The organism is Planococcus ruber (assembly GCF_022819085.1).
GTDB lineage: Bacteria > Bacillota > Bacilli > Bacillales_A > Planococcaceae > Planococcus > Planococcus ruber.
Map to the genome: position 1 here is coordinate 342,329 of NZ_JALHAG010000004.1, position 22,236 is coordinate 364,564.

Sequence of the window (22,236 nt, forward strand, 5' to 3'; positions counted from 1 at the left end):
TTAGATGATATCCACCTGATAGGTAGAAAAAAAGCCTTTCCATCCCGGAAAGGCTTTTTGATTATGATTTAGACTTGATTTTGCCGGTCCATTGCTTGAATCCGCCTTGCAATTGATAGAGCTGCGTATAGCCTTGTTTTTTGAGGAATAAAGCTACGCGGCCGCTGCGTGCACCATTTTGGTCGTAAAGGTAGACGGGCTTATCGGCGCGGATTTCTTTGTAGCGCTGGCGCAATTGGGATTGCGGCAAGTTGCGGGCTCCTAAGATATGTCCGCCTGCAAATTCCTTCGGCTCGCGGACATCGATCAGCTGCGCTTTTCGGTACCCTTCGATAAATTGTTCCTGGGTCAATGTAGTAACAGCTTTCTTAATGCGGTAGTAGGAAATAACCGCAAAGATAATGACGATCAATAATACTGCTAAAATAACATACAGAAAATCCATTGTCTTGCCCCTTTCTATTCTCCTTCTATTATAAAAGAAGGAGTGACTCTTATTCAATGGCAATGTTACACTTATTAATGGATTTAGGAGGCGATCTTGTGAAATATGGCAGATGGTTTTTTATCAATTCCGGGTATTGCAGCCCTTCGTACAATATGGCGCTTGATGAAGCCTTGTTGAATTGGCACAGCGAAGGGTTGATTCCGCCGGTCATCCGGTTCTATGGTTGGCAGCCGGCCGCCTTGTCGATCGGCTATTTTCAAAAAGCGGAAACGGAAATCGACTTAGACCGGGTGAAAGAGCTTGGCCTCGGATTCGTGAGGCGGCCCACAGGCGGCAGGGGAGTCCTGCATGAACACGAACTGACGTATAGCGTCATTGTCAGCGAGGGGCATCCCGACATGCCCGAAAGCGTCACGGAAGCTTACCGGATTATAAGCGGCGGCTTGCTGGAGGGCTTTAAAAATTTAGGCCTCGATGCGTATTTTTCAGTGCCGGATACTGAAGAAAAATTGGCGGACTTGAAAAAACCGAAGTCGGCAGTTTGTTTTGACGCGCCGAGCTGGTATGAAATGGTCGTTGAAGGAAAAAAAGTGGCAGGCAGCGCACAGACACGTCAAAAAGGCGTGATTCTGCAGCACGGCGCTATTTTAATCGATTTGGATGCCGAAAAGCTGTTGTCTCTTTTCCGCTTTTCAAACGCTGAAGCAAAAGAAAAGATGCGCCGCAAAATTCCGCATAAGGCAGTATCCATCAATTCCTTGCGCAGCGAGCAAGCGACGATGGAAGAATGCGTCGAAGCCTTCAAGAATGGTTTTCAGACTTCTCTTGAAATTGAGCTGGAACCATACATATTGACTTCAGAGCAAATGGAATATGTCAAGAGCTTAGAGGAAGAAAAATATGCAACAGATTCGTGGAATTTTAAAGCGTGAGGAGACTTTCGACTCATTTTCAAAATGGAAAGCCCGCTGCATTCGGCTTTGCGGGTTTTTTAAACTTTAAAATATAATTTTGTTATTTAAAAACGTTTCAACATCTAGTATGATGGGAAATGTACTAATACTATATATAGTGTTTATCTCCATATAATATAAAGGAGGAATTGTCAAATGGTTTCCGTTGCACAATCCCAATATACACTTGATCCAAATTTATTAAACAAGGACATTCAACTTTTCCCGCAGGTGCATGAAATTACGCCGGACATGAAGACAACTCATAAAGGGGTTTCTCGTCTGGTCATGATCGACCGGTACTCTTTCAAAGACACAGCGAAGACTACGCTGAAAGCTGGCGATTTTGTCGTGCTTACCGTCAAGGAAGATCCGAAGTTCCCGGCCCGCGGACTCGGCTTTATCGTATCAGTCGATAAAGAAGCGAATACCGCTAAAGTGTGGATTGAAGAAGATTACCGAAGTGCGATTGACAAAGAAGACGAAATCCAAAGCGGCATCGTCAACCGTTCTCTTGACGTGATTGAAAAGCCGTTGGAAGTCTACTATGAACAAATTGCAAAACGCAATGCAACAGGGCTTGCTTCTGTTGAAAAAACACCTGAAAAACGCCAGGAATGGTTTGAGAAATTCTACAAACAGTTGGTGGATTTGAAATTCATTCCAGCAGGGCGCGTTCTTTACGGTGCAGGCGCTGATACGGATGTTACGTATTTCAACTGCTACGTGATGCCATTCGTAGCTGATTCGCGTGAAGGCATTTCTGACCACCGCAAACAAGTGATGGAAATCATGTCGAGAGGCGGAGGCGTCGGAACAAACGGTTCGACATTGCGTCCGCGCAATACGCTGGCGCGCGGAGTAAACGGCAAATCATCAGGGTCGGTTTCATGGCTCGACGATATTGCGAAATTGACGCATTTGGTGGAGCAAGGCGGATCTCGCCGCGGCGCACAAATGATCATGCTTGCTGACTGGCATCCGGATATTGCTGAGTTCATCATCTCGAAAATGCAGAATCCGCGCATCCTGCGCTATTTGATTGAAAATACGAATGACGAGACGATCAAGAAACTCGCTCACGAGAAACTGAAATTCAAACCGCTTACTCAACAAGAAGAAGCGATGTATCAAGGAATCCTGAATTACCGGGCGATTCCTGGAATGGGCGGATTCAATGAAAAAATTATGCGCGATGCTGAAACGAAGCTGCGTGACGGCGGTACTTACACGGTCCATAATGAAGAATTTTTGACAGGTGCAAATATTTCCGTAACATTGACGGACGATTTCATGAAGGCAGTCGAAGAAGACGCTGACTTTGAACTTCGCTTCCCGGCAGTGGAGTCTTATTCAAAAGAAGAAATGGCTGTTTACAACGAACAATGGCATGAAATCGGAGATGTCCGCGAATGGGAGCGCATGGGACACAAAGTCCGCACATACCGGACAATGAAAGCCCGCGACCTTTGGAATTTGATCAACGTCTGTGCCACTTACTCAGCAGAACCGGGCATTTTCTTTATCGATAATGCCAACGAAAAAACAAATGCCCGTGCTTACGGACAAAAAGTTGTGGCAACCAACCCGTGCGGCGAACAGCCGCTTGCCCCTTATTCAGTCTGCAACTTGGCAGCGGTAAACTTGGCGCAATTTGCTGATCCGAAAACAAAGCAAGTGGATTTTGAAGCACTGAAAGAAACCGTGCGCGTAGGTGTTCGCATGCAAGATAACGTAATCGATGCAACGCCGTATTTCCTTGAAGAAAACCGTGTCCAGGCTCTTGGCGAACGCCGCGTTGGACTAGGCGTCATGGGCCTTGCAGATTTACTGATCTATTGCGATAAGGAATACGGTTCTCCGGAAGGCAATGAACTGGTCGATGAAATTTTCAAGACGATTGCCATCGCAGCCTATGAACAATCAACTGAACTTGCAGCAGAACGCGGAAGCTTCCCGTTCCTAATCGGCAATACAGATGAAGAAACAGCAGCGCTTCGCAAAGCTTTCACTGAAACAGGCTTTATGCAAGGAATGCCGGAAACGGTCCGTGCGTCGATTCTCGAAAACGGGATCCGCAACTCTCATTTATTGACGGTTGCACCGACCGGATCGACCGGAACAATGGTAGGCGTTTCGACAGGACTAGAACCTTATTATTCATTCACATACTATCGCAGCGGCCGTCTCGGCAAGTTTATTGAAGTGAAAGCGGATATCGTTACTGAATACTTGAAAAACAACCCAGAGGCTGATGAAGAAGATCTGCCGAAAGCGTTTGTGACATCGATGGATCTTGCTCCGGAAGCCCATGCGGATGTGCAGTGCATTATCCAGCGCTGGATCGATTCCTCCATCTCTAAAACGGTCAACGCACCGCGCGGCTATACAGTCGAGCAAGTGGAAGGCGTGTATGAGCGTCTTTATAAAGGCGGTGCCAAAGGCGGTACGGTTTACGTAGACGGAAGCCGTGATTCACAAGTCTTGACGCTGAAAGCGGAAGAGAACACATTTGAAGAAGATCACCAGGAAGATGTGAAAGGGAAACGCCCAATCGTCCTTATTGATACCATTCAAGATTTGCGCTCCACAAACGTGACAATCGGTTCTGAAGTAGGCGACACATGCCCGGTCTGCCGAAAAGGGACTGTCGAAGAAATGGGTGGCTGCAATACCTGCACAAACTGCAATGCGCAGCTGAAATGCGGATTGTAAGTTCTATTCATAAATTTTTAAAAGCGATGGCTCTTGCCATCGCTTTTTTATTTTGCCGATTTTAAATAAAAAAGTCTCCAGGGTTTTTCGGAAATAAATGTAGATTATTACATAAGGTAAATAGGAAAAAATCAAAGAAGAAACAAGGAAGAAGGAAAGAGAGAAGAAGTTGCTCGAATGAAGGCTTGTGATAAAATAAAAAAGGTGAGGCAAGAGAGGAGTGATGGGAATGAAAATCTTATGTTTGAACGGTCCAAACTTGAACCGATTAGGCAAACGGGAAAAAGAAGCATACGGAACATTTACACTGGCCGAACTGGAAACTGAATTAATGGAATTTTCCGGCCAGAACGGCATCACATTGGAATGCCGGCAATCAAATCACGAAGGCATCCTGGTTGATTGGATTCACGAAGCGGCAGAGGATGGGACGGAAGGCATTGTCCTAAATCCAGGGGCATACACCCACACTAGTGTCGCCATCCGAGATGCCATTGCATCGGTAGAAGTACCGGTCATCGAAGTACATATTTCAAATATTTATAAACGTGAAGAATTCCGGCATCACTCCTATATTGCACCGGTAGCTGCCGGACAAATCGCAGGATTCGGAAAAGATGGATACAAACTTGGCTTGCAAGCTTTATTATTTCGAAACTAGAAGGGAATGGCGAAATTGAAATTACAAAAATTGCGCAATGAAATGGCAGAGCAAAACATCGAAGCACTATTGGTCACGAGTTCTTATAATCTTCGGTACATAACGAATTTTACCGGTTCAGCAGGATTGGCGCTTGTTACGAAGGATCGGGCATTTTTCATTACAGATTTCCGCTACACGGAGCAGGCTTCCGAGCAGGTAACGGAGTTTGAAGTGGTGCAAGCCAAAACAAATCTACTGGAAGAAGCAGCCGAAAAGGCAAAAGAACTCGGCATCAAAGCGCTGGCTTTTGAGCAGGATTATGTGACTTACTCTTCCTATCTTCAATACAAAGAAAAGCTGGCAGCAGAATTGGAGCCGGTCAGCGGCCTGATCGAAAAAATCCGCATGATCAAGACACCGGAAGAAGTCGAGATCTTAAAAGCGGCAGCAAAAATTGCGGACGATGCGTTTGAACATATTTGCGGCTTCATTAAAGCAGGGCAAACCGAGCTCGAAATTTCAAATGAACTGGAATTCTTCATGCGCAAACAAGGCGCGACTTCTTCATCATTCGATACGATTGTCGCATCCGGCCATCGTTCTGCGTTGCCGCACGGCGTGGCGACCGACAAAATCGTCGAACAAGGCGATATGATCACGCTTGATTACGGGGCGCTCTACAACGGCTATATTTCAGATATCACCCGCACAGTTGCAGTAGGAGAGCCGTCTGAAAAAATGAAGGAAATCTATCAAATCGTTTTGGACTCTCAATTGCTTGGCGTTGAAAAAATCGGTCCGGGAATGACTGGAATTGAAGCAGATGCCATTGCGCGCGACTACATCAAGTCAAAAGGCTACGGTGAGGCGTTCGGCCATTCTACAGGGCACGGCATTGGGCTTGAAGTCCATGAAGGTCCTGGGTTATCATTTAAATCACAGACGGTGCTTGAGCCAGGCATGGCTGTAACAGTGGAACCGGGAATTTATCTTCCGGGAATTGGCGGAGTACGCATCGAAGATGATATACTAATTACCGAGTCAGGAAACGTACGATTAACTAACTCCACAAAAGAGCTACGCATTTTATAACAAACGGAGGAACTTAAAATGATTTCAGTAAACGATTTTAAAACAGGAGTAACAATTGAAGTGGATGGCGGAATTTGGCGCGTTATGGAATTCCAGCACGTGAAGCCGGGTAAAGGCGCAGCATTCGTCCGCTCGAAATTGCGCAACTTACGCACAGGCAGCGTAACGGAAAAAACTTTCCGTGCCGGTGAGAAAGTCGCGAAAGCTCAGATTGACAACCGCAAAATGCAATATCTTTATGCAAACGGCGATGTGCATGCCTTCATGGACACAGAAACTTACGACCAAATCGAATTGAACGAAAAAAACATCGAGTACGAATTGAAGTTCTTGCAGGAGAACATGGAAGTGCAAGTGATCCAGTTCCAAGGAGAAGTGCTGGGTGTTGAATTGCCGAACACAGTCGTATTGGAAGTTGCTGAAACCGATCCAGGGATCAAAGGCGATACTGCGAGCGGCGGATCAAAACCAGCGAAGCTTACAACAGGATTGGTTGTCCAAGTACCATTCTTCGTCAACGAAGGCGATCATTTGATCATCAATACGACAGACTCTTCATATGTATCACGCGCACAATAAGCAAGGCCTTTCATCCTGTTTGTATATAGGGATATTTTGCTAAGTCGCAGCAGAAATACTGCTTAATAAAAAATCCGGCCTCTTACTATAGAGGCCTTTTTTTAAATATACATCTAGCTATTTCCAAACCATTCAAAAAAGTCTAAAATGGTAGAGTAGTTCATTACATACATAAAGGGAGTTGGATACATTGAAAATTCAAGAAATCCGAGAAATCATTAAATTAGTGGACAATTCATCAATTGATGAATTCACATATGAATCTGAAGGCACGAAAGTGAAGTTGAAGAAAAGCGGAAGCACAGTAAGCGCTTCAGCACCTGTCCAAGCTTCGGCACCTGCAGCTGAACCGGCTGCGCAACCGGCTAAAGCGCCAGTTTCAACTCCTGCAGCTAAAGCGGAGGAATTGATTTCTGAGGAGGCACCTGAAGTTCCAGCAGCCCAAGAAGAGAATATGCATAAAATCCTGTCTCCAATGGTCGGCACATTTTATCAGTCGCCGTCACCGGAAGAAGAAGCGTATGTTCAGCCAGGGACAAAAGTCTCTGCAGACCAAGTGGTATGCATCGTCGAAGCGATGAAATTATTCAATGAAATCGAAGCGGAAGTGGATGGGGAAATTGCTGAGATTCTTGTTAAAGACGGCCAGCTTGTCGAATACGGCCAACCTTTATTCCTCGTCAAAACGAAGTGAGGAGGGAAATGGCCATGAAAAAAGTTTTAATAGCAAACCGTGGAGAAATTGCCGTCCGGATCATCCGTGCCTGCAAAGAAATGGGCATTGAAACCGTAGCGGTTTATTCAGAAGCAGATAAAGAAGCGCTGCATGTGGAATTGGCCGACGAAGCTTATTGCATCGGCCCAAAACTTTCAAAAGACAGTTACTTGAACTTCTCGAATATCATGAGCGTTGCGAAATTGACGAACTGCGACGGCATACATCCGGGATATGGTTTCCTTGCTGAAAACGCGAGTTTTGCCGAGCTTTGCGAAGCTTGCGATATCATGTTCATCGGCCCGACTTCTGATGCCATTTCTAAAATGGGAACAAAAGACGTGGCCCGTGAAACGATGAGAAAAGCCGGCGTGCCGGTAGTGCCGGGTTCGACTGGCATCGTCGGAAGCGAAAAAGAAGGCTTGGAAATTGCTGAAGAACTCGGCTTCCCAGTCATCATCAAAGCAACAGCCGGCGGAGGCGGCAAAGGCATCCGGGTTGCTCGCAATCGTGAAGACTTTATCACTGGACTGCGCATGACCCAAAAAGAAGCGGCAGCTGCTTTTGGCAATCCGGGTGTCTATATCGAGAAATTCATTGAAGATTTCCGCCATGTGGAAATCCAGGTTCTGGCCGATTCCCATGGAAACGCAATCCATCTTGGGGAACGCGACTGTTCGATTCAGCGCCGCATGCAGAAACTAGTCGAAGAAGCACCGTCACCGGCATTGACACCTGAAATCCGTGCGCAAATGGGCGATGCAGCGGTTAAAGCGGCATTGGCCGTTGAATACCGCGGTGCAGGCACAGTCGAATTCATTTTTGATGCCATAAACCAAAAATTCTATTTCATGGAAATGAATACAAGAATTCAAGTCGAGCATCCCGTCACTGAAATGATTACTGGAATTGATTTGATCCAGCAGCAATTGAGAGTGGCCTCGGGCGAAACTTTGGCTTATACGCAAGAAGACGTGACATTTAAAGGGTGGGCAATCGAATGCCGCATCAATGCTGAAAATCCGGCGAAGAATTTCATGCCTTCAGCAGGCAAGGTCAATATGTACCTTCCGCCGGGCGGACTTGGCGTACGAATCGATTCAGCGATGTACCCGGGCTATAGCATCCCGCCTTACTACGATTCAATGGTCGCGAAATTGATCACATTTGCAGACACCCGCGAAGAAGCGATTGCAAAAATGAAGCGTGCGCTGAACGAGTTTGTCATCGAAGGCGTTCACACGACCATTCCGTTCCATTCGAAATTGATGGACCATGAAGTGTTTAAATCTGGAGACTTCAATACAAAATTCCTAGAGAAATATGATGTATTGGAATCCTAAAAGGAGGAGACCAACCGATGGCTGAAAAAACTGCCCCTTATGTACGCATGCAATCAAAAGGCGCTCAAGACCTTGGCAATATCGAAGTAGCTCCTGAAGTGCTGGAAATTATTGCGAGCATCGCTGCAACGGATATTGAAGGAGTGGCCAGCATGCGCGGAAACTTTGCTTCAGACGTAGTAGAGCGTTTAGGCAAAAAAGTGCATGGCAAAGGCATCAAAACCGAATTATCCGAAGAAGGATTGATGATTGATGTGTATTGCGTCGTCAATTACGGTGTTTCGATACCGAAGACGGCATTGAAAATTCAAGAACAAGTGCGCCAAACACTTGAAAATATGACGTCTCTTCAAACGCAAGAAGTGAATGTGCATATTACTGGAGTCCAGTTCGAAACTCCGGCAGGCGAATAATTGTAAGCTATACCTTTTCCTCCTTTTGGAAAAGGTATGGCTTTTTGTTTTGCCGCTCGCCAGGCTCTGCAATTAAATGAGGCAGATCCCGAATCTGACAGCGTTTGATAACAGCACGATGTTGCCGTAAAGGGAATTAGTCTAAAGATTCCAAACATGGAAGTTCAGGCTGAATACCTGTATAATGAGGGGTAATTAGTTGCGAAAAGGAGATCGGGAATAGATATGAAAAGACACGAAGCACGTGAAAAGGCGCTCCAGACTTTATTTCAGTTGGACGGCACCGAATTGACGATTGAAGAAGCGATTGAGCATGTAATGGGAACGGAGCAGGACAATTTCTACAGTCTGCTTGTCCAAGGAACGCACCAAAATATGCCGGCAATTGACGAAAAATTAAAAGGGCATTTGGAGAATTGGTCGCTTGAGCGCCTTCCGAAAGTCGAACGCACCATTCTTCGGATGGCGGTATTCGAACTTTCCTTTATGGAAGATGCACCTTCAAATGTGGTCATGAACGAAGCAATCGAATTGAGCAAAACTTTTGGAGATGACAAGTCAAGCCGTTTTGTTAACGGTGTACTATCGAAATTCACTGACGAACTGGCAAACTAATTGGAGGGTTTTAAATGGCTGCAACAATCATTGATGGTAAAGCAGTAAGCCGTAAAATTAAAGAGCAAGTGCAAACGAGAGTGGAAAATCTAAAGCAACAAGGTGTGGTGCCCGGACTGGCGGTCGTGATCGTCGGCGAAGATCCTGCATCTCTTACATATGTGAAAAATAAGAAAAAAACATGCGAAGCGCTGGGGATGCGATCCGATCTCCACCAATATCCCGATACGATCAGTGAAAAGGAATTGCTCGAAACGATTGAAGAGCTGAATAATGATCCGGAAATTCATGGAATCCTTGTGCAATTGCCATTGCCGGCCCATATTGATGAATTCGGAGTGATTCTGGCCATCGACCCATCAAAAGACGTGGACGGCTTTCATCCGGTATCTGTCGGCAATATGGTCATTGGCAGAGAAGCATTTCTTCCGTGTACGCCGCATGGCATTATGAAATTGCTCGAGCATTACGAAATCGATCCAGCCGGAAAGCACGTAGTCGTGATCGGCCGAAGCAATATCGTCGGGAAGCCTGTTGGCCAACTCATGCTGCAGGCTAATGCGACAGTCACTTACTGCCATTCAAAAACAAACGATCTGCCTTCGTATACGAAACAGGCGGATATTTTGATTTCGGCGATCGGAATTGCTAAGTTTGTCGACCGCCGCTATGTAAAACCCGGGGCTGCCATTATTGATGTCGGCATGAACCGCGATGAAAACGGAAAATTATGCGGGGATGTTGATTTTGACGATGTGCTGGATACAGCATCTTACATCACGCCGGTTCCAGGCGGCGTCGGTCCAATGACCATCGCGATGCTGATGGGAAACACCCTTCAATCGGCTGAAAACGGTTTGGCGAAAGACAAATCGGGCGAAACGATGTAAAATAGATAGAAATGAAGCTGTTTTTCGAAAGAAAGACAGCTTTTTAATTTCTAAGACAGGGGTTGAAATGTGTTGTCGGCCGACCCGTACTTATCCGTAAAAGCATTAACCAGATACATAAAAAAGAAATTTGACGCGGATCCCCATTTGCGCGACGTCTATGTCAAAGGGGAATTATCAAATGTCAAAATCCATACAAGCGGACATATTTATTTCACGTTGAAAGACAACTCTGCGCGCCTTGCAGCCGTCATGTTTTCCGCGAATGCCAAATCGGTCAAATTCAAGCCGGAAAGCGGGATGACGGTTTTAATCCGTGGAGATGTCAATGTCTATGAAGCATCAGGACAATACCAATTATATGCCCAGTCGATGCAAGCGGACGGGATAGGGGATTATTACCTGGCCTTCGAACAGTTGAAAGAAAAACTGGCGAAAGAAGGCTTGTTCAGTGCTGCCCATAAAAAGCCTTTTCCTCGTTTTCCAAAGCGGATCGCCGTCGTTACTGCTCCGACTGGCGCCGCGGTAAGAGATATCGTTACAACGTTGAACCGGCGTTATCCTTTGGCGAAAGTGGTGATTTTCCCGACGCTGGTGCAAGGGGCCCAAGCAACGCAGTCGATTGTCCAGTCGATTCAAGCAGCCGGAAAAAGTGATTTTGATGTGATGATCGTTGGCCGCGGCGGCGGCTCGATCGAAGACTTATGGGCGTTTAACGAAGAAGCGGTCGCACGCGCGATTTATCAGTCGCATATTCCGATCATCAGCGCAGTTGGGCACGAAACGGATACGACCATTTCCGATTTCGTCGCAGACCTTCGGGCTCCGACGCCGACTGCAGCGGCGGAACTGGCAGTGCCGAGCAAAGCTGAATTGATCGACCGGCTGCTTGGCTACCGGTCAGCCATGTATCGGATGACCTCGAATATGATTATGAAAGATCAGACGGCGCTAAATCGGTTGACGAATTCGATGCCATTCGCTTACCCGGAACGTTTATACCGGCCATTCATCGAACGGATCGAAAGAGCGACGGATTCTTTGCAGCGTGAAGCGGGGCAGCTGATTAACCGAACTAAAGAGCGCCATGCCTATTTGCATGGCCAATTGGCAAATCGTGCACCAGTCCATCGGATTAAACAATCGGCGTTGGATATCAGCCAGTTGGAGCGGCGGCTGGATCATTTATTGACTGCGCAGCTTCGCTCAAATCAGCAGCAGTTCTCAGCTGCGATGCGGACGCTGGACGCCTTAAGCCCGTTGAAAATTATGGACCGGGGCTATTCAATTTCCTATAAAGAGGGCCAAGTCGTGAAAAGCATCAAACAAGTGGAAGCGGGAGATGAGTTGACCGTTTCCTTGCAGGATGGCACGTTAAAAGCGCTAGTGACTGAACGAAATCTGATGAACGAAGGAGATAAAGAAAATGGCTGAAAAAGAGATTATGTTTAACCAGGCGATGGAACAATTAGAAGAGATTGTCCGTCAGTTAGAGCAAGGGGATGTACCGCTCGAAGAAGCACTGACGCTCTATCAAAAAGGGATGGAGCTTTCCAAAGTCTGCCACGATAAATTGCAGAGCGCAGAGAAGCAGCTCGTCACGATGATGAATAACGGCAAGGAAGTTTCAGTTGACGTAGAAATGGATGGGACGTCGAAATGAATTTAACTTTATTCCGAGAAATGAATGAACCGTTGATCCAACAAGAATTGTCGTCATTGATCCAAGAGCTGAACATTCCTGCTTCGCTAAAAGATTCGATGGATTATTCGCTGCAGGCTGGCGGTAAGCGGATCCGTCCGATTTTATTGCTGGCCGTCGTGCAGGAACTGGGCGGCAGCCATCCGGACGCGCTAAAAGTGGCGGCAGCCATAGAAATGATCCATACGTATTCATTGATCCATGATGATTTGCCAAGCATGGACAACGATGATTTGAGACGTGGCATGCCGACAAACCATAAAGTATATGGCGAAGCGGTGGCCATTCTTGCAGGCGATGCTTTATTGACCTACAGCTTCGGCATTGTGGCACGTCTTCAGCATGTATCTAGCGACGATAAAATCCGCTTGATCGACTTGATGAGCGTATCAGCAGGAGCTGAAGGCATGGTGGGCGGCCAAGTGCTGGATATTGAAGGCGAAGAAAAGAAATTGACTTTGGCGGAACTGGAACAAGTCCATCGCCTGAAAACGGGGGCTTTGCTGACCTTCAGCATTGTAGCTGGGGCGATACTCGGAGGTGCCACTCCGGAACAAATGGTGGCCTTGTCGAAGTTCGGCGAACATATCGGGCTCGCTTTCCAAATTCAGGATGATATTTTGGATGTGACAGGAACTTCCCAGGAGCTTGGCAAAACGGCCGGCAAAGATGAATCGAGTGAAAAAAGCACCTATCCAGGCCTTTTGACCCTTCCGAAAGCGAAAGAAAAGCTGGATTACCATGCTTCCGAAGCATTGGCAGCCATCCAATCGCTTGGCGGAAATCCACAGTTGCTTAACGAATTGACCGCTTTGATCGTGGAACGAAACAATTAAGCGATGCGCTCAAGTTTGTACATTTGGAATAGATTGTTATAATAGGTAAAGGTAATTTAACGGTGAAAAATATAGAAAAAAGGTGTGTGATGGCAATGGATCTGCATACGATTACTAGTCCATCTTTCTTAAAACAGCTGGATCAAAAACAGCTTGTTGAATTAAGTGAAGATATCCGGCAATTTCTTATTGAAAATTTATCAAGAACAGGCGGGCATATCGGCCCGAATTTAGGAGTGGTCGAATTAACGATTGCCCTGCACCGGGTGTTCAATAGCCCGACAGACAAATTTATCTGGGACGTAGGCCATCAATCCTATGTGCACAAAATCTTGACGGGGCGTGCCAGCCAATTTGATACGCTGCGCCAATTCAAAGGATTGTGCGGATTCCCGAAACGCAACGAAAGTGACCATGACGTCTGGGAGACCGGGCATAGTTCCACTTCATTGTCGGCTGCTATGGGAATGGCCGCTGCACGCGATATTAAAAAAGACACAAACCACGTGATTCCGATTATCGGAGACGGAGCGCTTACGGGCGGCATGGCTTTTGAGGCCCTTAACCATATCGGACACGAAAAAACGAATATGATTGTTATCTTAAATGACAACGAGATGTCCATTGCACCGAATGTTGGAGCGATGCATAGCGTTCTAGGCAGAATGCGGACCGCCGGTAAATACAATAAAGTCAAAGACGACTTGGAATATCTTTTGAAGAAAATTCCAGCGGTCGGCGGGAAATTGGCTTCTACAGCAGAACGCTTGAAAGACAGCTTGAAGTATTTGCTTGTATCCGGCATGTTCTTTGAGGAACTGGGCTTTACATATCTTGGACCGATCAATGGCCATGACTTGGAAGAGCTGGAAGAAAATCTGCGGTATGCGAAAAAAATGGACGGACCTGTCCTATTGCATGTGATCACGAAAAAAGGCAAAGGCTATTTGCCGGCTGAACAAGACCGCATCGGTACGTGGCATGGCATCGGGCCTTATAAGATGGAAACAGGAGATCTTGTGAAGTCATCTTCCAAGGCGCCTTCTTGGAGCGGCTTGATTGCTGAAACTGTACGGAAACTGGCAAGAACGGACGAACGCATCGTAGCCATTACACCGGCAATGCCGGTCGGTTCGAAACTTGAAGGCTTTGCTTCCGAGTTCCCAAACCGCATGTTTGATGTCGGCATTGCCGAACAGCATGCGACGACGATGGCTGCAGGGCTGGCGACGCAAGACATGAAGCCTTTCCTGGCGATTTACTCAACATTCCTTCAGCGCGCCTATGACCAGGTAGTCCATGACATTTGCCGCCAAAACTTAAATGTGTTTATTGGCATTGACCGTTCAGGATTGGTTGGAGCGGATGGAGAAACGCATCAAGGCGTATTCGATATTGCGTTCTTGCGCCATTTGCCGAATATGGTAATCATGATGCCGAAAGATGAAAATGAAGGGCAGCATATGGTGAAAACGGCCATTGAGTACAACGATGGGCCGATTGCACTCCGCTACCCGCGCGGAAATGGTCTAGGCGTAGAGATGGATTCCGATTTGGCGGCTTTGCCGATCGGTTCGTGGGAAGTATTGAAAGAAGGCAAAGATGCCGTCATCTTGACTTTCGGTACGACGATTCCGATGGCGCTTCATGCTGCGGAACAATTGCGCGAACAAGGCATACAGGCAGAAGTGGTCAATGCGCGCTTCATCAAACCGATGGATACCGCCATGCTTCATCAGATCTTCGGGCGCAATGTGCCAATTGTAACGATTGAAGAAGCTGTACTGCAAGGCGGCTTCGGCAGCGGCGTACTGGAATTTGCTGAAGAAAATGATTACCGCGGCGCAATCATCGACCGTTTGGGCATTCCGGATCAATTTATCGAACACGGCGATGTTGCTGAACTGATGGATGAAATTCATTTGAACAGCGATGAAGTGGTAAAAGTCATCAAAAAGCGTGTAAATGCTTCTGCGAAAGCGGAAACGAACGTATGACGAATAAAGTGAAAAAAGAACGGGTGGATGTTCTCCTGGTCGAACGGGGAATTTGTGAAACCCGGGAAAAAGCAAAACGCGCCATTATGGCTGGAATTATCTATTCCAACGAAGAACGCATGAATAAACCTGGAGAAAAAATTCCGGAAGATGCACCGCTGCAAATGAAAGGCAATGATTTGAAATATGTCAGCCGGGGCGGCTTAAAGCTTGAAAAAGCGATTGCCGAATTTGATTTGTCTATAGACGGCAAGTTGATGCTTGATATCGGTTCTTCGACTGGCGGGTTTACGGATTGCGCTTTGCAGAACGGCGCGAAGCATTGCTACGCACTGGATGTCGGCTATAACCAGCTCGCCTGGAAAATTCGGCAAGACGCGCGCGTAACGGTGATGGAACGCACCAACTTCCGGAATTCGAAACCGGAAGATTTTACAGAAGGCTTGCCTGAATTTGCGACCATCGATGTCAGTTTCATTTCTTTGCGCATCATTTTGCCGGTCCTGAAGCAAATCATCGTCCCAGGCGGCGATGTGATCGCTTTAGTGAAGCCGCAGTTTGAAGCCGGGCGTGAAGCTGTCGGCAAGAAAGGGATTGTCCGGGAACCGAAAACCCACCGCGACGTGCTGATGAAAGTCGGCGGCTTTGCGGTGGACGCCGGATTCCATCTGCGGAATATGTCTTTTTCCCCTATCACGGGGGGAGAAGGAAATATTGAATTTCTGTTCCATCTCCAGTCCGCTTTGGACGGTGAAGAAATTTCAGCGGTTTCGGAACAAACGGTTTTAGCAACCGTAAAGGAAGCACATGAACGCCTATAACACATTCCATTTGGGATGTGTTTTCTTTTTGTGAAAATGGACCTGTTTTGCAAATGAAAATTCGACTGGTCGTATTTCAGAACTGCCAATTTAACCAGTAAATTTCGTGTTTTTCTAATTGACTTGTCAGCGCCTCTGTTTAAAGGTACGATATTAAGGAAATAGAATATTTATTCATTCTAGGAGGATAAAACGTGAACAAAGGCCAACGCCACATCAAAATCCGTGATCTGATTTCGAACCGCGAAATCGAGACGCAGGATGAATTAGTCGACTTATTGAAATCAGCAGGCTATGAAGTAACGCAAGCGACGGTTTCAAGAGATATCAAAGAACTGCATTTAGTGAAAGTGCCGCTGCAAGACGGCCGTTATAAATATAGCCTCCCGGCAGACCAGCGTTTCAATCCGATGCAAAAATTGCACCGGGCGTTGACCGATGCGTTTGTCAGCATTGACGGAGCGAGCCATTTCCTGATTATGAAAACGCTGCCGGGGAATGCGCATGCCATCGGTTCTTTAATTGACCATTTAGACTGGGAAGAAATTTTAGGGACGATCTGCGGAGATGACACATGCCTGATTATTTGCCGTGATGTCGAACAGCGCGAAATTTTAAAACAGCGTTTAATTGAAATGCTCTAAAAAAGAGGTGGATGGGTGTATGCTTCGGGAACTGGATATACGCAATTTTGCGATCATCGATTCCTTGACAGTCAGCTTTACAGAAGGGTTGACAGTGTTGACGGGGGAAACTGGGGCCGGAAAATCGATTATTATCGATGCGGTCCATTTATTGGCTGGCGGCAGAGGCAGCCAGGAATTTATTCGCCATGGCGCTAAAAAAGCCGAAATAGAAGGATTGTTCACATTGGATAATGAAAAGCATCCAGTGTTTCGCAAATTAGAAGAATTCGGCATTGGTTCAAGTGATGGGGATATTCTGCTCCGCAGGGAATTGAACGACCGCGGAAAAAATGTCTGCCGGATCAACGGCAAACTAGTAACCATTTCAATACTTCGTGAAGTGGGCGCTGCCCTCATCGACATTCACGGCCAGCACGAAACGCAGGAATTGATGGATGAAAAACAGCATCTTCATTTGCTGGATCAATTTGCCGGAAAAACGTTGACGAAAGCGAAAGAAAGTTATTTCCATACGTATGACAAGTACATGAAACTGAAGCGTGAATTTGCCTCTTACAATGAAAACGAGCAGCAGATTGCCCAGCGCATCGATTTGCTGACGTTCCAGCTGCGGGAAATCGAAGCGGCAGAACTGATCGCTGGCGAAGAGGAAGAGCTCCAGCAAGAACGAAAAAAACTTCAAAATTTCAATAAAATCTTTGAATCGGTTTCGGCCGCGCATGAAGCGATCCAAGGGGAGTCGAAAGGGCTCGATTGGGTAGGGTCTGCCATGTCGGAACTTGAACATGCCGCTTCTGTAGATGAACAGTTGAATAGCCATTCCGAAACGCTTTCAAGCGCTTTCTATTTAATCCAAGACGTGTCGGCTGATATTAAGCGGATCCTGGATGATATGGAGTTTGACCCGGCCCGTCTGAATGAAATCGAGCAGCGCCTTGTTTTGATCCAGTCGCTTAAACGGAAGTACGGGGCTTCGGTGGAAGATATTCTGTTGTACCATGAAACGCAAGTGGACGAATTGGACAAGTTGATCAACCGTGATCAGCGCATTCAATTGGATCAGGAAAAACTGAAGGAATTGACTGAAGACCTGCGCGTGGAAGCGGAAGAGCTGACGATTTTACGGAAAAAAGCCGCCGCGAAGCTTGGCAAAGCCATCATGGAACAATTGCGCGAGCTCCATATGGGAAAAGCTTCTTTTGAAGTGAATTTCGCTTCGCTGCCTGGCGGAAGGTTTGACCGCACCGGCCGCGACGCCATTGCGTTCTATATATCAACGAATCTTGGCGAACCGCTGAAGCCGTTGACTAAAGTGGCCTCCGGCGGCGAATTGTCGCGGATGATGCTGGCGCTGAAAACGATCTTTTCAAAACACCAAGGCATTACGTCCATTATCTTCGATGAAGTCGATACGGGTGTCAGCGGCAGAGTGGCGCAGGCGATCGCTGAAAAAATTGCCGCCATCTCGGTCCATTCCCAAGTGCTGTGCATTTCCCATTTGCCGCAAGTCGCCGCGATGGCTGACCAGCATTTATTCATCGAAAAGAAAGTGGAAAAACAGCGTACAACCACAGCCGTCCATGAACTTGAAGGCTATGAACGGACAGAAGAAATGAGCAGAATGCTCTCAGGAGCGGAAATTACTGATTTGACTTTACAGCATGCCGAAGAATTGCTCACGCTTGCGCGCGACAGAAAACTTGCCATGAGGTAGTATGCAAAAAGCAGTCAACAGGGGGACAAGTTGATGGAAAAAATTAAAATTGCAATTGCGGACGATAATCGGGAACTTGTCAGGCTGATGAGCGATTATTTAAGCAAAGAACCGAATATGGAAGTTGTCGCGATCGCCTACAATGGAAAAACGTGCATTGAAATGCTGAAAAAGCAAAAAATCGATATTTTGGTTTTGGATATCATTATGCCGTATTTAGACGGCATTGCGGTTTTGGATGCGATCAAAGAAGACAATAACTTACGGGGGATCGACGTTATCATGCTTTCGGCATTCGGCCAGGAATCGATCATGAGCCAAGCGGCCCAATACGGTGCGTCTTACTTTATTATGAAGCCGTTTGAAACCGAGCGCCTTGCTGTGCAAATCAACCACATCATGCAAAACCGGTCGATTCCGCAGCATACGGCGAGCAGCGAAACATTAAAAGAAGAGCGCATCAGCACGATGATGAAGGATATTGGGGTTCCTCCTCATATTAAGGGCTACGTGTACTTGAAAGAAGCGGTTTCGCTTGTACTGGATAATCCGGATATTTTAAACCGGATTACGAAAGCCTTGTATCCGGGAATCGCCGATATTTTCGATACAACGCCTGCAAGGGTCGAACGTTCGATCCGGCATGCGATCGAATTGGTATGGAACAAAAGCGAAACCACCCACATATCAAAGATTTTCGGCTACAGCGAAGAACACCTGCAATCCAAGCCTTCCAATTCACAATTCATTGCAATGGTTGCGGATAGCATTCGCCACGATCATCATTTATAATAGGAATATGCGGTTAATCCTGATTAACTTCTGGGCTTGAAAGCTCAACGAATGTCTATTCATCGGAATTAAAATAGAAAAAAGCCAGGACACAGACCTGGCTTTTTTTATATTAGAAAGAGGATGATGAAACGTGTCTGAAGTTAAAGTGTACGCTCACCGCGGCGCCTCCGGATACATGTTGGAAAACACATGGAGCGCTTTCCAAAAAGCGTGCGAATTCGGAGTGGGCATCGAGTTGGATGTGCAAATAACGAAAGATGGAGTTGTAGTGGTCTACCACGACGACAATTTAAAGCGGCTCAGCGGGAAGAATTGCCTGATTGAAGCCAATAACTACGAGTCGCTGAAGGATATTAAAATCGGCAAGCGCTGGAAGCGGCGGTTTATCAGCCATTCCATTCCACTTGCTTACGAAGTATTTCGATGGGCAAAAGAGAAAGACGTGCCATTGAACATAGAAATGAAAAAGTCGGTCTCCACCCATCCGGAAGGACCTGAAATTTTGGCAGCGATGCTTGAAGGGGCAGGAGAGTTTCACCTTTCCTCATTTGACCCTCAATTGCTGCGGAAAATGAAAAAAAGGATGCCGGAAACCGAAATGGCCTTGATCGTCAAAAAAGGCATGCCGCTTGAAAAGATCGAAAAAATGGAATGGATCGACAGCATCCATCTCCACAAGCGGCTGTATTCCATGGAGTTTTTAAAGAACTTGCATCAAATGAAGAAAAAAATCCGCATCTACGGGCTGCTCGGACGAGAAGCTGCTTTACGGGAGCTGGCGCCGGAGCTTGCAGGTGTGATTACGGATTATCCGGATCGGATTAAAGAAAAATTGCGTCTTGCCTATGAAAGGTAAGACGCAATTTTTTTGGATTTTGAAGATTATTTTTGGGGGCGCTTTTGAAATTTTTCAGCGACTGTCCCTTTCTTGCGGTCCCGGTTCAATAGGAAGCCGGCGAAAAATCCAATTCCGATAATGACAAACAGTGTGCCCAGGGTAAATTGAAGCCATAGTGCAGGATACGGCTCCAATAATTTATTGAACAAAGTATCGCGCATAAGTTTGATGCCATATGCAGCCAGGATACCTGGAATCAGCAAAATAATAAAAGCGATTAAACGGCCCATCTTTTCACTCCTTTCATCCATTGTTTCCAATTCTGATAAAGTTGTCAAGAATTCAATCCTGAGGTACGCTTGAAAGAGGTACTGCAATTAATTGCAAAATACTCAGGGAAGGTATGAATCCATTTGCAAAACGTAGCGATTGTTGGCGGCGGCGCTGGAGGCTCTGCCATTTTACGAATTTTATTGGAGTCTGATTATATGCGGGTCGTTGGCATCGCGGACACTAATCCGGATGCCCCGGCCATTCGTACTGCGAGAACTGAAGGGATTTTCACCACGGACAACTACCGGGATTTTGATAAAGAATTAGTGGATATGGTTTTTAACGTAACGGGAAGCGAAGCCGTACAAAAAGACCTGCCGCAATTTTTTTCGGAAAATACGGTGATCATACCCGGCAGCATTGCCAATGCCCTTGTCCGGCTATTGATCGAAAAAGAGCATTTGATTTCTTTGCTAAGCGAAGAAAGCCATAAACAGAATATCATTTTTAATTCCATAGAAGAAGGCATGATCGGAATCGATAGAGACGGGCATGTCAATTTCATGAACCGAAGCGCAGCCCGCATGGTCAACGTAGATATCGAATCTGCCATCGGCCGGCCGGTCAATGAAATCATTTCGTCGAGTGAACTGTCGCGGATTTATGAAACTGCGCGCACCGAATTGAACCGGGAACTCGTGCTAAAAAACGGCACCAAAATTGTCACTTCCCGATTTCCGATGATTGACGAGAACGGGGAAACCATCGGCGCATTTGCGGTGTTTAAAGATATCAGCGAAGTCGTTTCGCTAGCAGAGCAGATTACCGATCTAAAAGAAGTGCAGACGATGCTGCAAGCGATTATCCAGTCGAGCGATGATGCCATCTCCGTAGTCGATGAGAAAGGCAATGGGCTGTTAGTCAATCCGGCGTATACGCGCATTACGGGCCTGCAGACGGAAGATGTCATCGGGCAGCCGGCTTCAGCGGATATTTCGGAAGGGGAAAGCATGCACTTAAAAGCGCTGCAGACACGCAAACCCTACCGCGGAGTGAATTTGAAAGTCGGCCCTGCGAACCGGGAAGTCATTGTCAATGTGGCGCCGATAATCGTAGACAACCAACTAAAAGGAAGTGTCGGCGTCATCCACGATACGACCGAAATCCGGTCACTGATGAAAGAATTGGACCGGGCGCGGAGCATCATCCGGACCCTGGAATCGAAATATACATTTGATGACATTGTCGGCTATTCTTCCGAAATGCAGCTGAGCCTTCAGCAGGCGAAGCTTGCCGCCCAGACGCTCGTAACCGTCTTGCTTCGAGGGGAATCCGGAACCGGCAAAGAATTATTCGCCCATGCCATCCACAGTGCGAGCGAACGGAAATTCAATAAGTTTGTGCGGGTCAATTGTGCAGCTCTATCGGAATCGCTGCTCGACAGCGAACTGTTCGGCTACGAAGAAGGCGCGCTCCCAGGCGTTAACAGCGGAGCAAAGCGCGGATTGTTTGAAGAAGCGAACAACGGCAGTATTTTCCTGGATGAAATCGGTGAATTGTCCCCGGCGCTCCAAAGCAAATTGCTTCGTGTCCTGCAGGAGCATGAAACGCTGCGCATCGGCGGTACAATTCCTATTCCGGTCAATGTCCGAGTAATCGCTTCAACCAATGCGAATATGGAAAAAGCGCTTCTTGACGGGACGTTCCGCGAGGATCTGTACTACCGGCTGAACCGCATGCCGATCCTAATTCCGCCCCTGCGGAAACGGAAGCAGGACATTCCGCAAATCGTTGAACGGCTCTTGCTGAAGTTGAATCAGGAATACGGACGGAATGTAGAGGCGGTCACCGAAAAAGCGACGCAATTGCTGAAAGTCTATGATTGGCCAGGCAATGTCCGGGAATTGGAAAACGTCATCAGCCGGTCGATGATTTTCATGCAGATGAATGACAAGACGTTAACCGAAGAACACATTCCGCGGAACATGCTGAAAGCGGCTGAAGCAAAGCATGAAGTCGTCGTTGAATCATCAGTGCCGCTCCAGGAACAGCTGGACGCTGTCGAGCGCGGCATTTTGCATCATGCGCTCACGCAATTCAAAGGAAATAAATCGAAGACTGCCAAGCAGCTGGAAATTTCTCTTCGAACTTTATATTATAAACTCGAAAAATATGGCTTATCATGAATGTGTGCAAATTATTGCAGG

22 protein-coding genes are annotated in these 22,236 nt (G+C 46.8%); 20 read left to right on the top strand and 2 right to left on the bottom strand.

Translation table 11 applies throughout. The features are described 5' to 3' along the window. Window positions 1-61: 61 nt before the first annotated feature. Entirely contained in the window at window positions 62-445 is a 384-nt protein-coding gene (locus MTR82_RS09610; RefSeq protein ID WP_052651746.1) for a rhodanese-like domain-containing protein, read from the bottom strand. 56 nt (window positions 446-501) lie between these two features. On the opposite strand from MTR82_RS09610, the gene MTR82_RS09615 reads away from it, so the two are divergent. The 19 genes from MTR82_RS09615 to MTR82_RS09705 all read left to right on the top strand — a co-directional run bounded on the left by MTR82_RS09615 (window position 502) and on the right by MTR82_RS09705 (window position 19,774). Then, window positions 502-1,380 (top strand): lipoate--protein ligase family protein, encoded by an 879-nt coding sequence (locus tag MTR82_RS09615; protein ID WP_481859806.1) that lies wholly within the window; start codon window positions 502-504, stop codon window positions 1,378-1,380. Window positions 1,381-1,557: 177 nt separating this feature from the next. Continuing rightward, on the top strand, window positions 1,558-4,116 hold the full coding sequence (locus tag MTR82_RS09620) for a vitamin B12-dependent ribonucleotide reductase (protein ID WP_246808838.1): 2,559 nt from the start codon (window positions 1,558-1,560) through the stop codon (window positions 4,114-4,116). Between the two features lie 229 nt (window positions 4,117-4,345). After that, entirely contained in the window at window positions 4,346-4,777 is a 432-nt protein-coding gene (gene aroQ, locus MTR82_RS09625) for a type II 3-dehydroquinate dehydratase (RefSeq protein WP_052651744.1), read from the top strand. A gap of 6 nt (window positions 4,778-4,783) precedes the next feature. Beyond that, entirely contained in the window at window positions 4,784-5,851 is a 1,068-nt protein-coding gene (locus MTR82_RS09630) for a M24 family metallopeptidase (RefSeq protein WP_199876605.1), read from the top strand. An 18-nt stretch (window positions 5,852-5,869) separates the two neighbouring features. Further along, the gene (gene efp / locus MTR82_RS09635; RefSeq protein ID WP_246808839.1) at window positions 5,870-6,430 is read left to right on the top strand and encodes an elongation factor P; all 561 of its coding nucleotides are present in this window, start codon (window positions 5,870-5,872) and stop codon (window positions 6,428-6,430) included. Between the two features lie 190 nt (window positions 6,431-6,620). Further along, window positions 6,621-7,124, top strand: coding sequence for an acetyl-CoA carboxylase biotin carboxyl carrier protein (gene accB, locus MTR82_RS09640; RefSeq protein ID WP_052651742.1), 504 nt, complete (start codon window positions 6,621-6,623; stop codon window positions 7,122-7,124). Between the two features lie 14 nt (window positions 7,125-7,138). Beyond that, a complete protein-coding gene (accC, locus tag MTR82_RS09645) occupies window positions 7,139-8,488 on the top strand; it encodes an acetyl-CoA carboxylase biotin carboxylase subunit (RefSeq protein ID WP_052651741.1) in 1,350 nt (449 codons plus the stop codon). A 17-nt stretch (window positions 8,489-8,505) separates the two neighbouring features. After that, entirely contained in the window at window positions 8,506-8,901 is a 396-nt protein-coding gene (locus MTR82_RS09650; RefSeq protein ID WP_052651740.1) for an Asp23/Gls24 family envelope stress response protein, read from the top strand. A 225-nt stretch (window positions 8,902-9,126) separates the two neighbouring features. After that, window positions 9,127-9,516: a transcription antitermination factor NusB gene (gene nusB / locus MTR82_RS09655; protein WP_246808840.1), complete on the top strand. Its 390-nt coding sequence runs from the start codon at window positions 9,127-9,129 to the stop codon at window positions 9,514-9,516. 14 nt (window positions 9,517-9,530) lie between these two features. Continuing rightward, window positions 9,531-10,406, top strand: a complete 876-nt coding sequence (gene folD / locus MTR82_RS09660) for a bifunctional methylenetetrahydrofolate dehydrogenase/methenyltetrahydrofolate cyclohydrolase FolD (protein WP_246808841.1) — start codon at window positions 9,531-9,533, stop codon at window positions 10,404-10,406. Between the two features lie 72 nt (window positions 10,407-10,478). After that, window positions 10,479-11,840, top strand: coding sequence for an exodeoxyribonuclease VII large subunit (xseA, locus tag MTR82_RS09665; protein ID WP_246809057.1), 1,362 nt, complete (start codon window positions 10,479-10,481; stop codon window positions 11,838-11,840). Continuing rightward, window positions 11,833-12,069: an exodeoxyribonuclease VII small subunit gene (xseB, locus tag MTR82_RS09670; RefSeq protein WP_052651737.1), complete on the top strand. Its 237-nt coding sequence runs from the start codon at window positions 11,833-11,835 to the stop codon at window positions 12,067-12,069. The genes xseA and xseB overlap by 8 nt, the downstream gene beginning before the upstream one ends. Continuing rightward, window positions 12,066-12,944, top strand: a complete 879-nt coding sequence (locus tag MTR82_RS09675) for a polyprenyl synthetase family protein (RefSeq protein WP_246808842.1) — start codon at window positions 12,066-12,068, stop codon at window positions 12,942-12,944. Before xseB ends, MTR82_RS09675 begins: the two co-directional genes overlap by 4 nt. A gap of 95 nt (window positions 12,945-13,039) precedes the next feature. Beyond that, a complete protein-coding gene (dxs, locus tag MTR82_RS09680; RefSeq protein WP_052654516.1) occupies window positions 13,040-14,941 on the top strand; it encodes a 1-deoxy-D-xylulose-5-phosphate synthase in 1,902 nt (633 codons plus the stop codon). Continuing rightward, window positions 14,938-15,762, top strand: a complete 825-nt coding sequence (locus MTR82_RS09685; RefSeq protein WP_246808843.1) for a TlyA family RNA methyltransferase — start codon at window positions 14,938-14,940, stop codon at window positions 15,760-15,762. Before dxs ends, MTR82_RS09685 begins: the two co-directional genes overlap by 4 nt. Window positions 15,763-15,956: 194 nt before the next feature. After that, window positions 15,957-16,406 carry a transcriptional regulator AhrC/ArgR gene (gene ahrC / locus MTR82_RS09690; protein ID WP_052651734.1) on the top strand — a complete coding sequence of 150 codons (450 nt, stop codon included), beginning with the start codon at window positions 15,957-15,959 and terminating at the stop codon, window positions 16,404-16,406. A gap of 19 nt (window positions 16,407-16,425) precedes the next feature. After that, window positions 16,426-18,123 carry a DNA repair protein RecN gene (gene recN, locus MTR82_RS09695; RefSeq protein ID WP_246808844.1) on the top strand — a complete coding sequence of 566 codons (1,698 nt, stop codon included), beginning with the start codon at window positions 16,426-16,428 and terminating at the stop codon, window positions 18,121-18,123. Window positions 18,124-18,156: 33 nt separating this feature from the next. Further along, a complete protein-coding gene (gene spo0A, locus MTR82_RS09700; RefSeq protein ID WP_052651732.1) occupies window positions 18,157-18,915 on the top strand; it encodes a sporulation transcription factor Spo0A in 759 nt (252 codons plus the stop codon). A gap of 133 nt (window positions 18,916-19,048) precedes the next feature. Beyond that, window positions 19,049-19,774 carry a glycerophosphodiester phosphodiesterase gene (locus tag MTR82_RS09705; protein WP_246808845.1) on the top strand — a complete coding sequence of 242 codons (726 nt, stop codon included), beginning with the start codon at window positions 19,049-19,051 and terminating at the stop codon, window positions 19,772-19,774. Between the two features lie 26 nt (window positions 19,775-19,800). Here the strand turns inward: MTR82_RS09705 and MTR82_RS09710 are convergent, their stop codons facing one another. Then, the gene (locus MTR82_RS09710; RefSeq protein ID WP_246809058.1) at window positions 19,801-20,046 is read right to left on the bottom strand and encodes a DUF2627 domain-containing protein; all 246 of its coding nucleotides are present in this window, start codon (window positions 20,044-20,046) and stop codon (window positions 19,801-19,803) included. 123 nt (window positions 20,047-20,169) lie between these two features. Between MTR82_RS09710 and MTR82_RS09715 the strand changes: the two genes are divergently transcribed. Next, entirely contained in the window at window positions 20,170-22,215 is a 2,046-nt protein-coding gene (locus MTR82_RS09715) for a sigma-54 interaction domain-containing protein (protein ID WP_052651729.1), read from the top strand. The last annotated feature ends 21 nt before the right edge of the window (window positions 22,216-22,236 follow it).

What these genes read in the sequence shown, in the direction of transcription:
- MTR82_RS09610 (WP_052651746.1), bottom strand. Translation starts at nt 445, where the DNA reads ATGGATTTTCTGTATGTTATTTTAGCAGTATTATTGATCGTCATTATC.
- MTR82_RS09615 (WP_481859806.1), top strand. Translation starts at nt 502, where the DNA reads ATGGCAATGTTACACTTATTAATGGATTTAGGAGGCGATCTTGTGAAA.
- MTR82_RS09620 (WP_246808838.1), top strand. Translation starts at nt 1,558, where the DNA reads ATGGTTTCCGTTGCACAATCCCAATATACACTTGATCCAAATTTATTA.
- aroQ (WP_052651744.1), top strand. Translation starts at nt 4,346, where the DNA reads ATGAAAATCTTATGTTTGAACGGTCCAAACTTGAACCGATTAGGCAAA.
- MTR82_RS09630 (WP_199876605.1), top strand. Translation starts at nt 4,784, where the DNA reads ATGGCGAAATTGAAATTACAAAAATTGCGCAATGAAATGGCAGAGCAA.
- efp (WP_246808839.1), top strand. Translation starts at nt 5,870, where the DNA reads ATGATTTCAGTAAACGATTTTAAAACAGGAGTAACAATTGAAGTGGAT.
- accC (WP_052651741.1), top strand. Translation starts at nt 7,139, where the DNA reads ATGAAAAAAGTTTTAATAGCAAACCGTGGAGAAATTGCCGTCCGGATC.
- MTR82_RS09650 (WP_052651740.1), top strand. Translation starts at nt 8,506, where the DNA reads ATGGCTGAAAAAACTGCCCCTTATGTACGCATGCAATCAAAAGGCGCT.
- nusB (WP_246808840.1), top strand. Translation starts at nt 9,127, where the DNA reads ATGAAAAGACACGAAGCACGTGAAAAGGCGCTCCAGACTTTATTTCAG.
- folD (WP_246808841.1), top strand. Translation starts at nt 9,531, where the DNA reads ATGGCTGCAACAATCATTGATGGTAAAGCAGTAAGCCGTAAAATTAAA.
- xseB (WP_052651737.1), top strand. Translation starts at nt 11,833, where the DNA reads ATGGCTGAAAAAGAGATTATGTTTAACCAGGCGATGGAACAATTAGAA.
- MTR82_RS09675 (WP_246808842.1), top strand. Translation starts at nt 12,066, where the DNA reads ATGAATTTAACTTTATTCCGAGAAATGAATGAACCGTTGATCCAACAA.
- dxs (WP_052654516.1), top strand. Translation starts at nt 13,040, where the DNA reads ATGGATCTGCATACGATTACTAGTCCATCTTTCTTAAAACAGCTGGAT.
- MTR82_RS09685 (WP_246808843.1), top strand. Translation starts at nt 14,938, where the DNA reads ATGACGAATAAAGTGAAAAAAGAACGGGTGGATGTTCTCCTGGTCGAA.
- recN (WP_246808844.1), top strand. Translation starts at nt 16,426, where the DNA reads ATGCTTCGGGAACTGGATATACGCAATTTTGCGATCATCGATTCCTTG.
- spo0A (WP_052651732.1), top strand. Translation starts at nt 18,157, where the DNA reads ATGGAAAAAATTAAAATTGCAATTGCGGACGATAATCGGGAACTTGTC.
- MTR82_RS09710 (WP_246809058.1), bottom strand. Translation starts at nt 20,046, where the DNA reads ATGGGCCGTTTAATCGCTTTTATTATTTTGCTGATTCCAGGTATCCTG.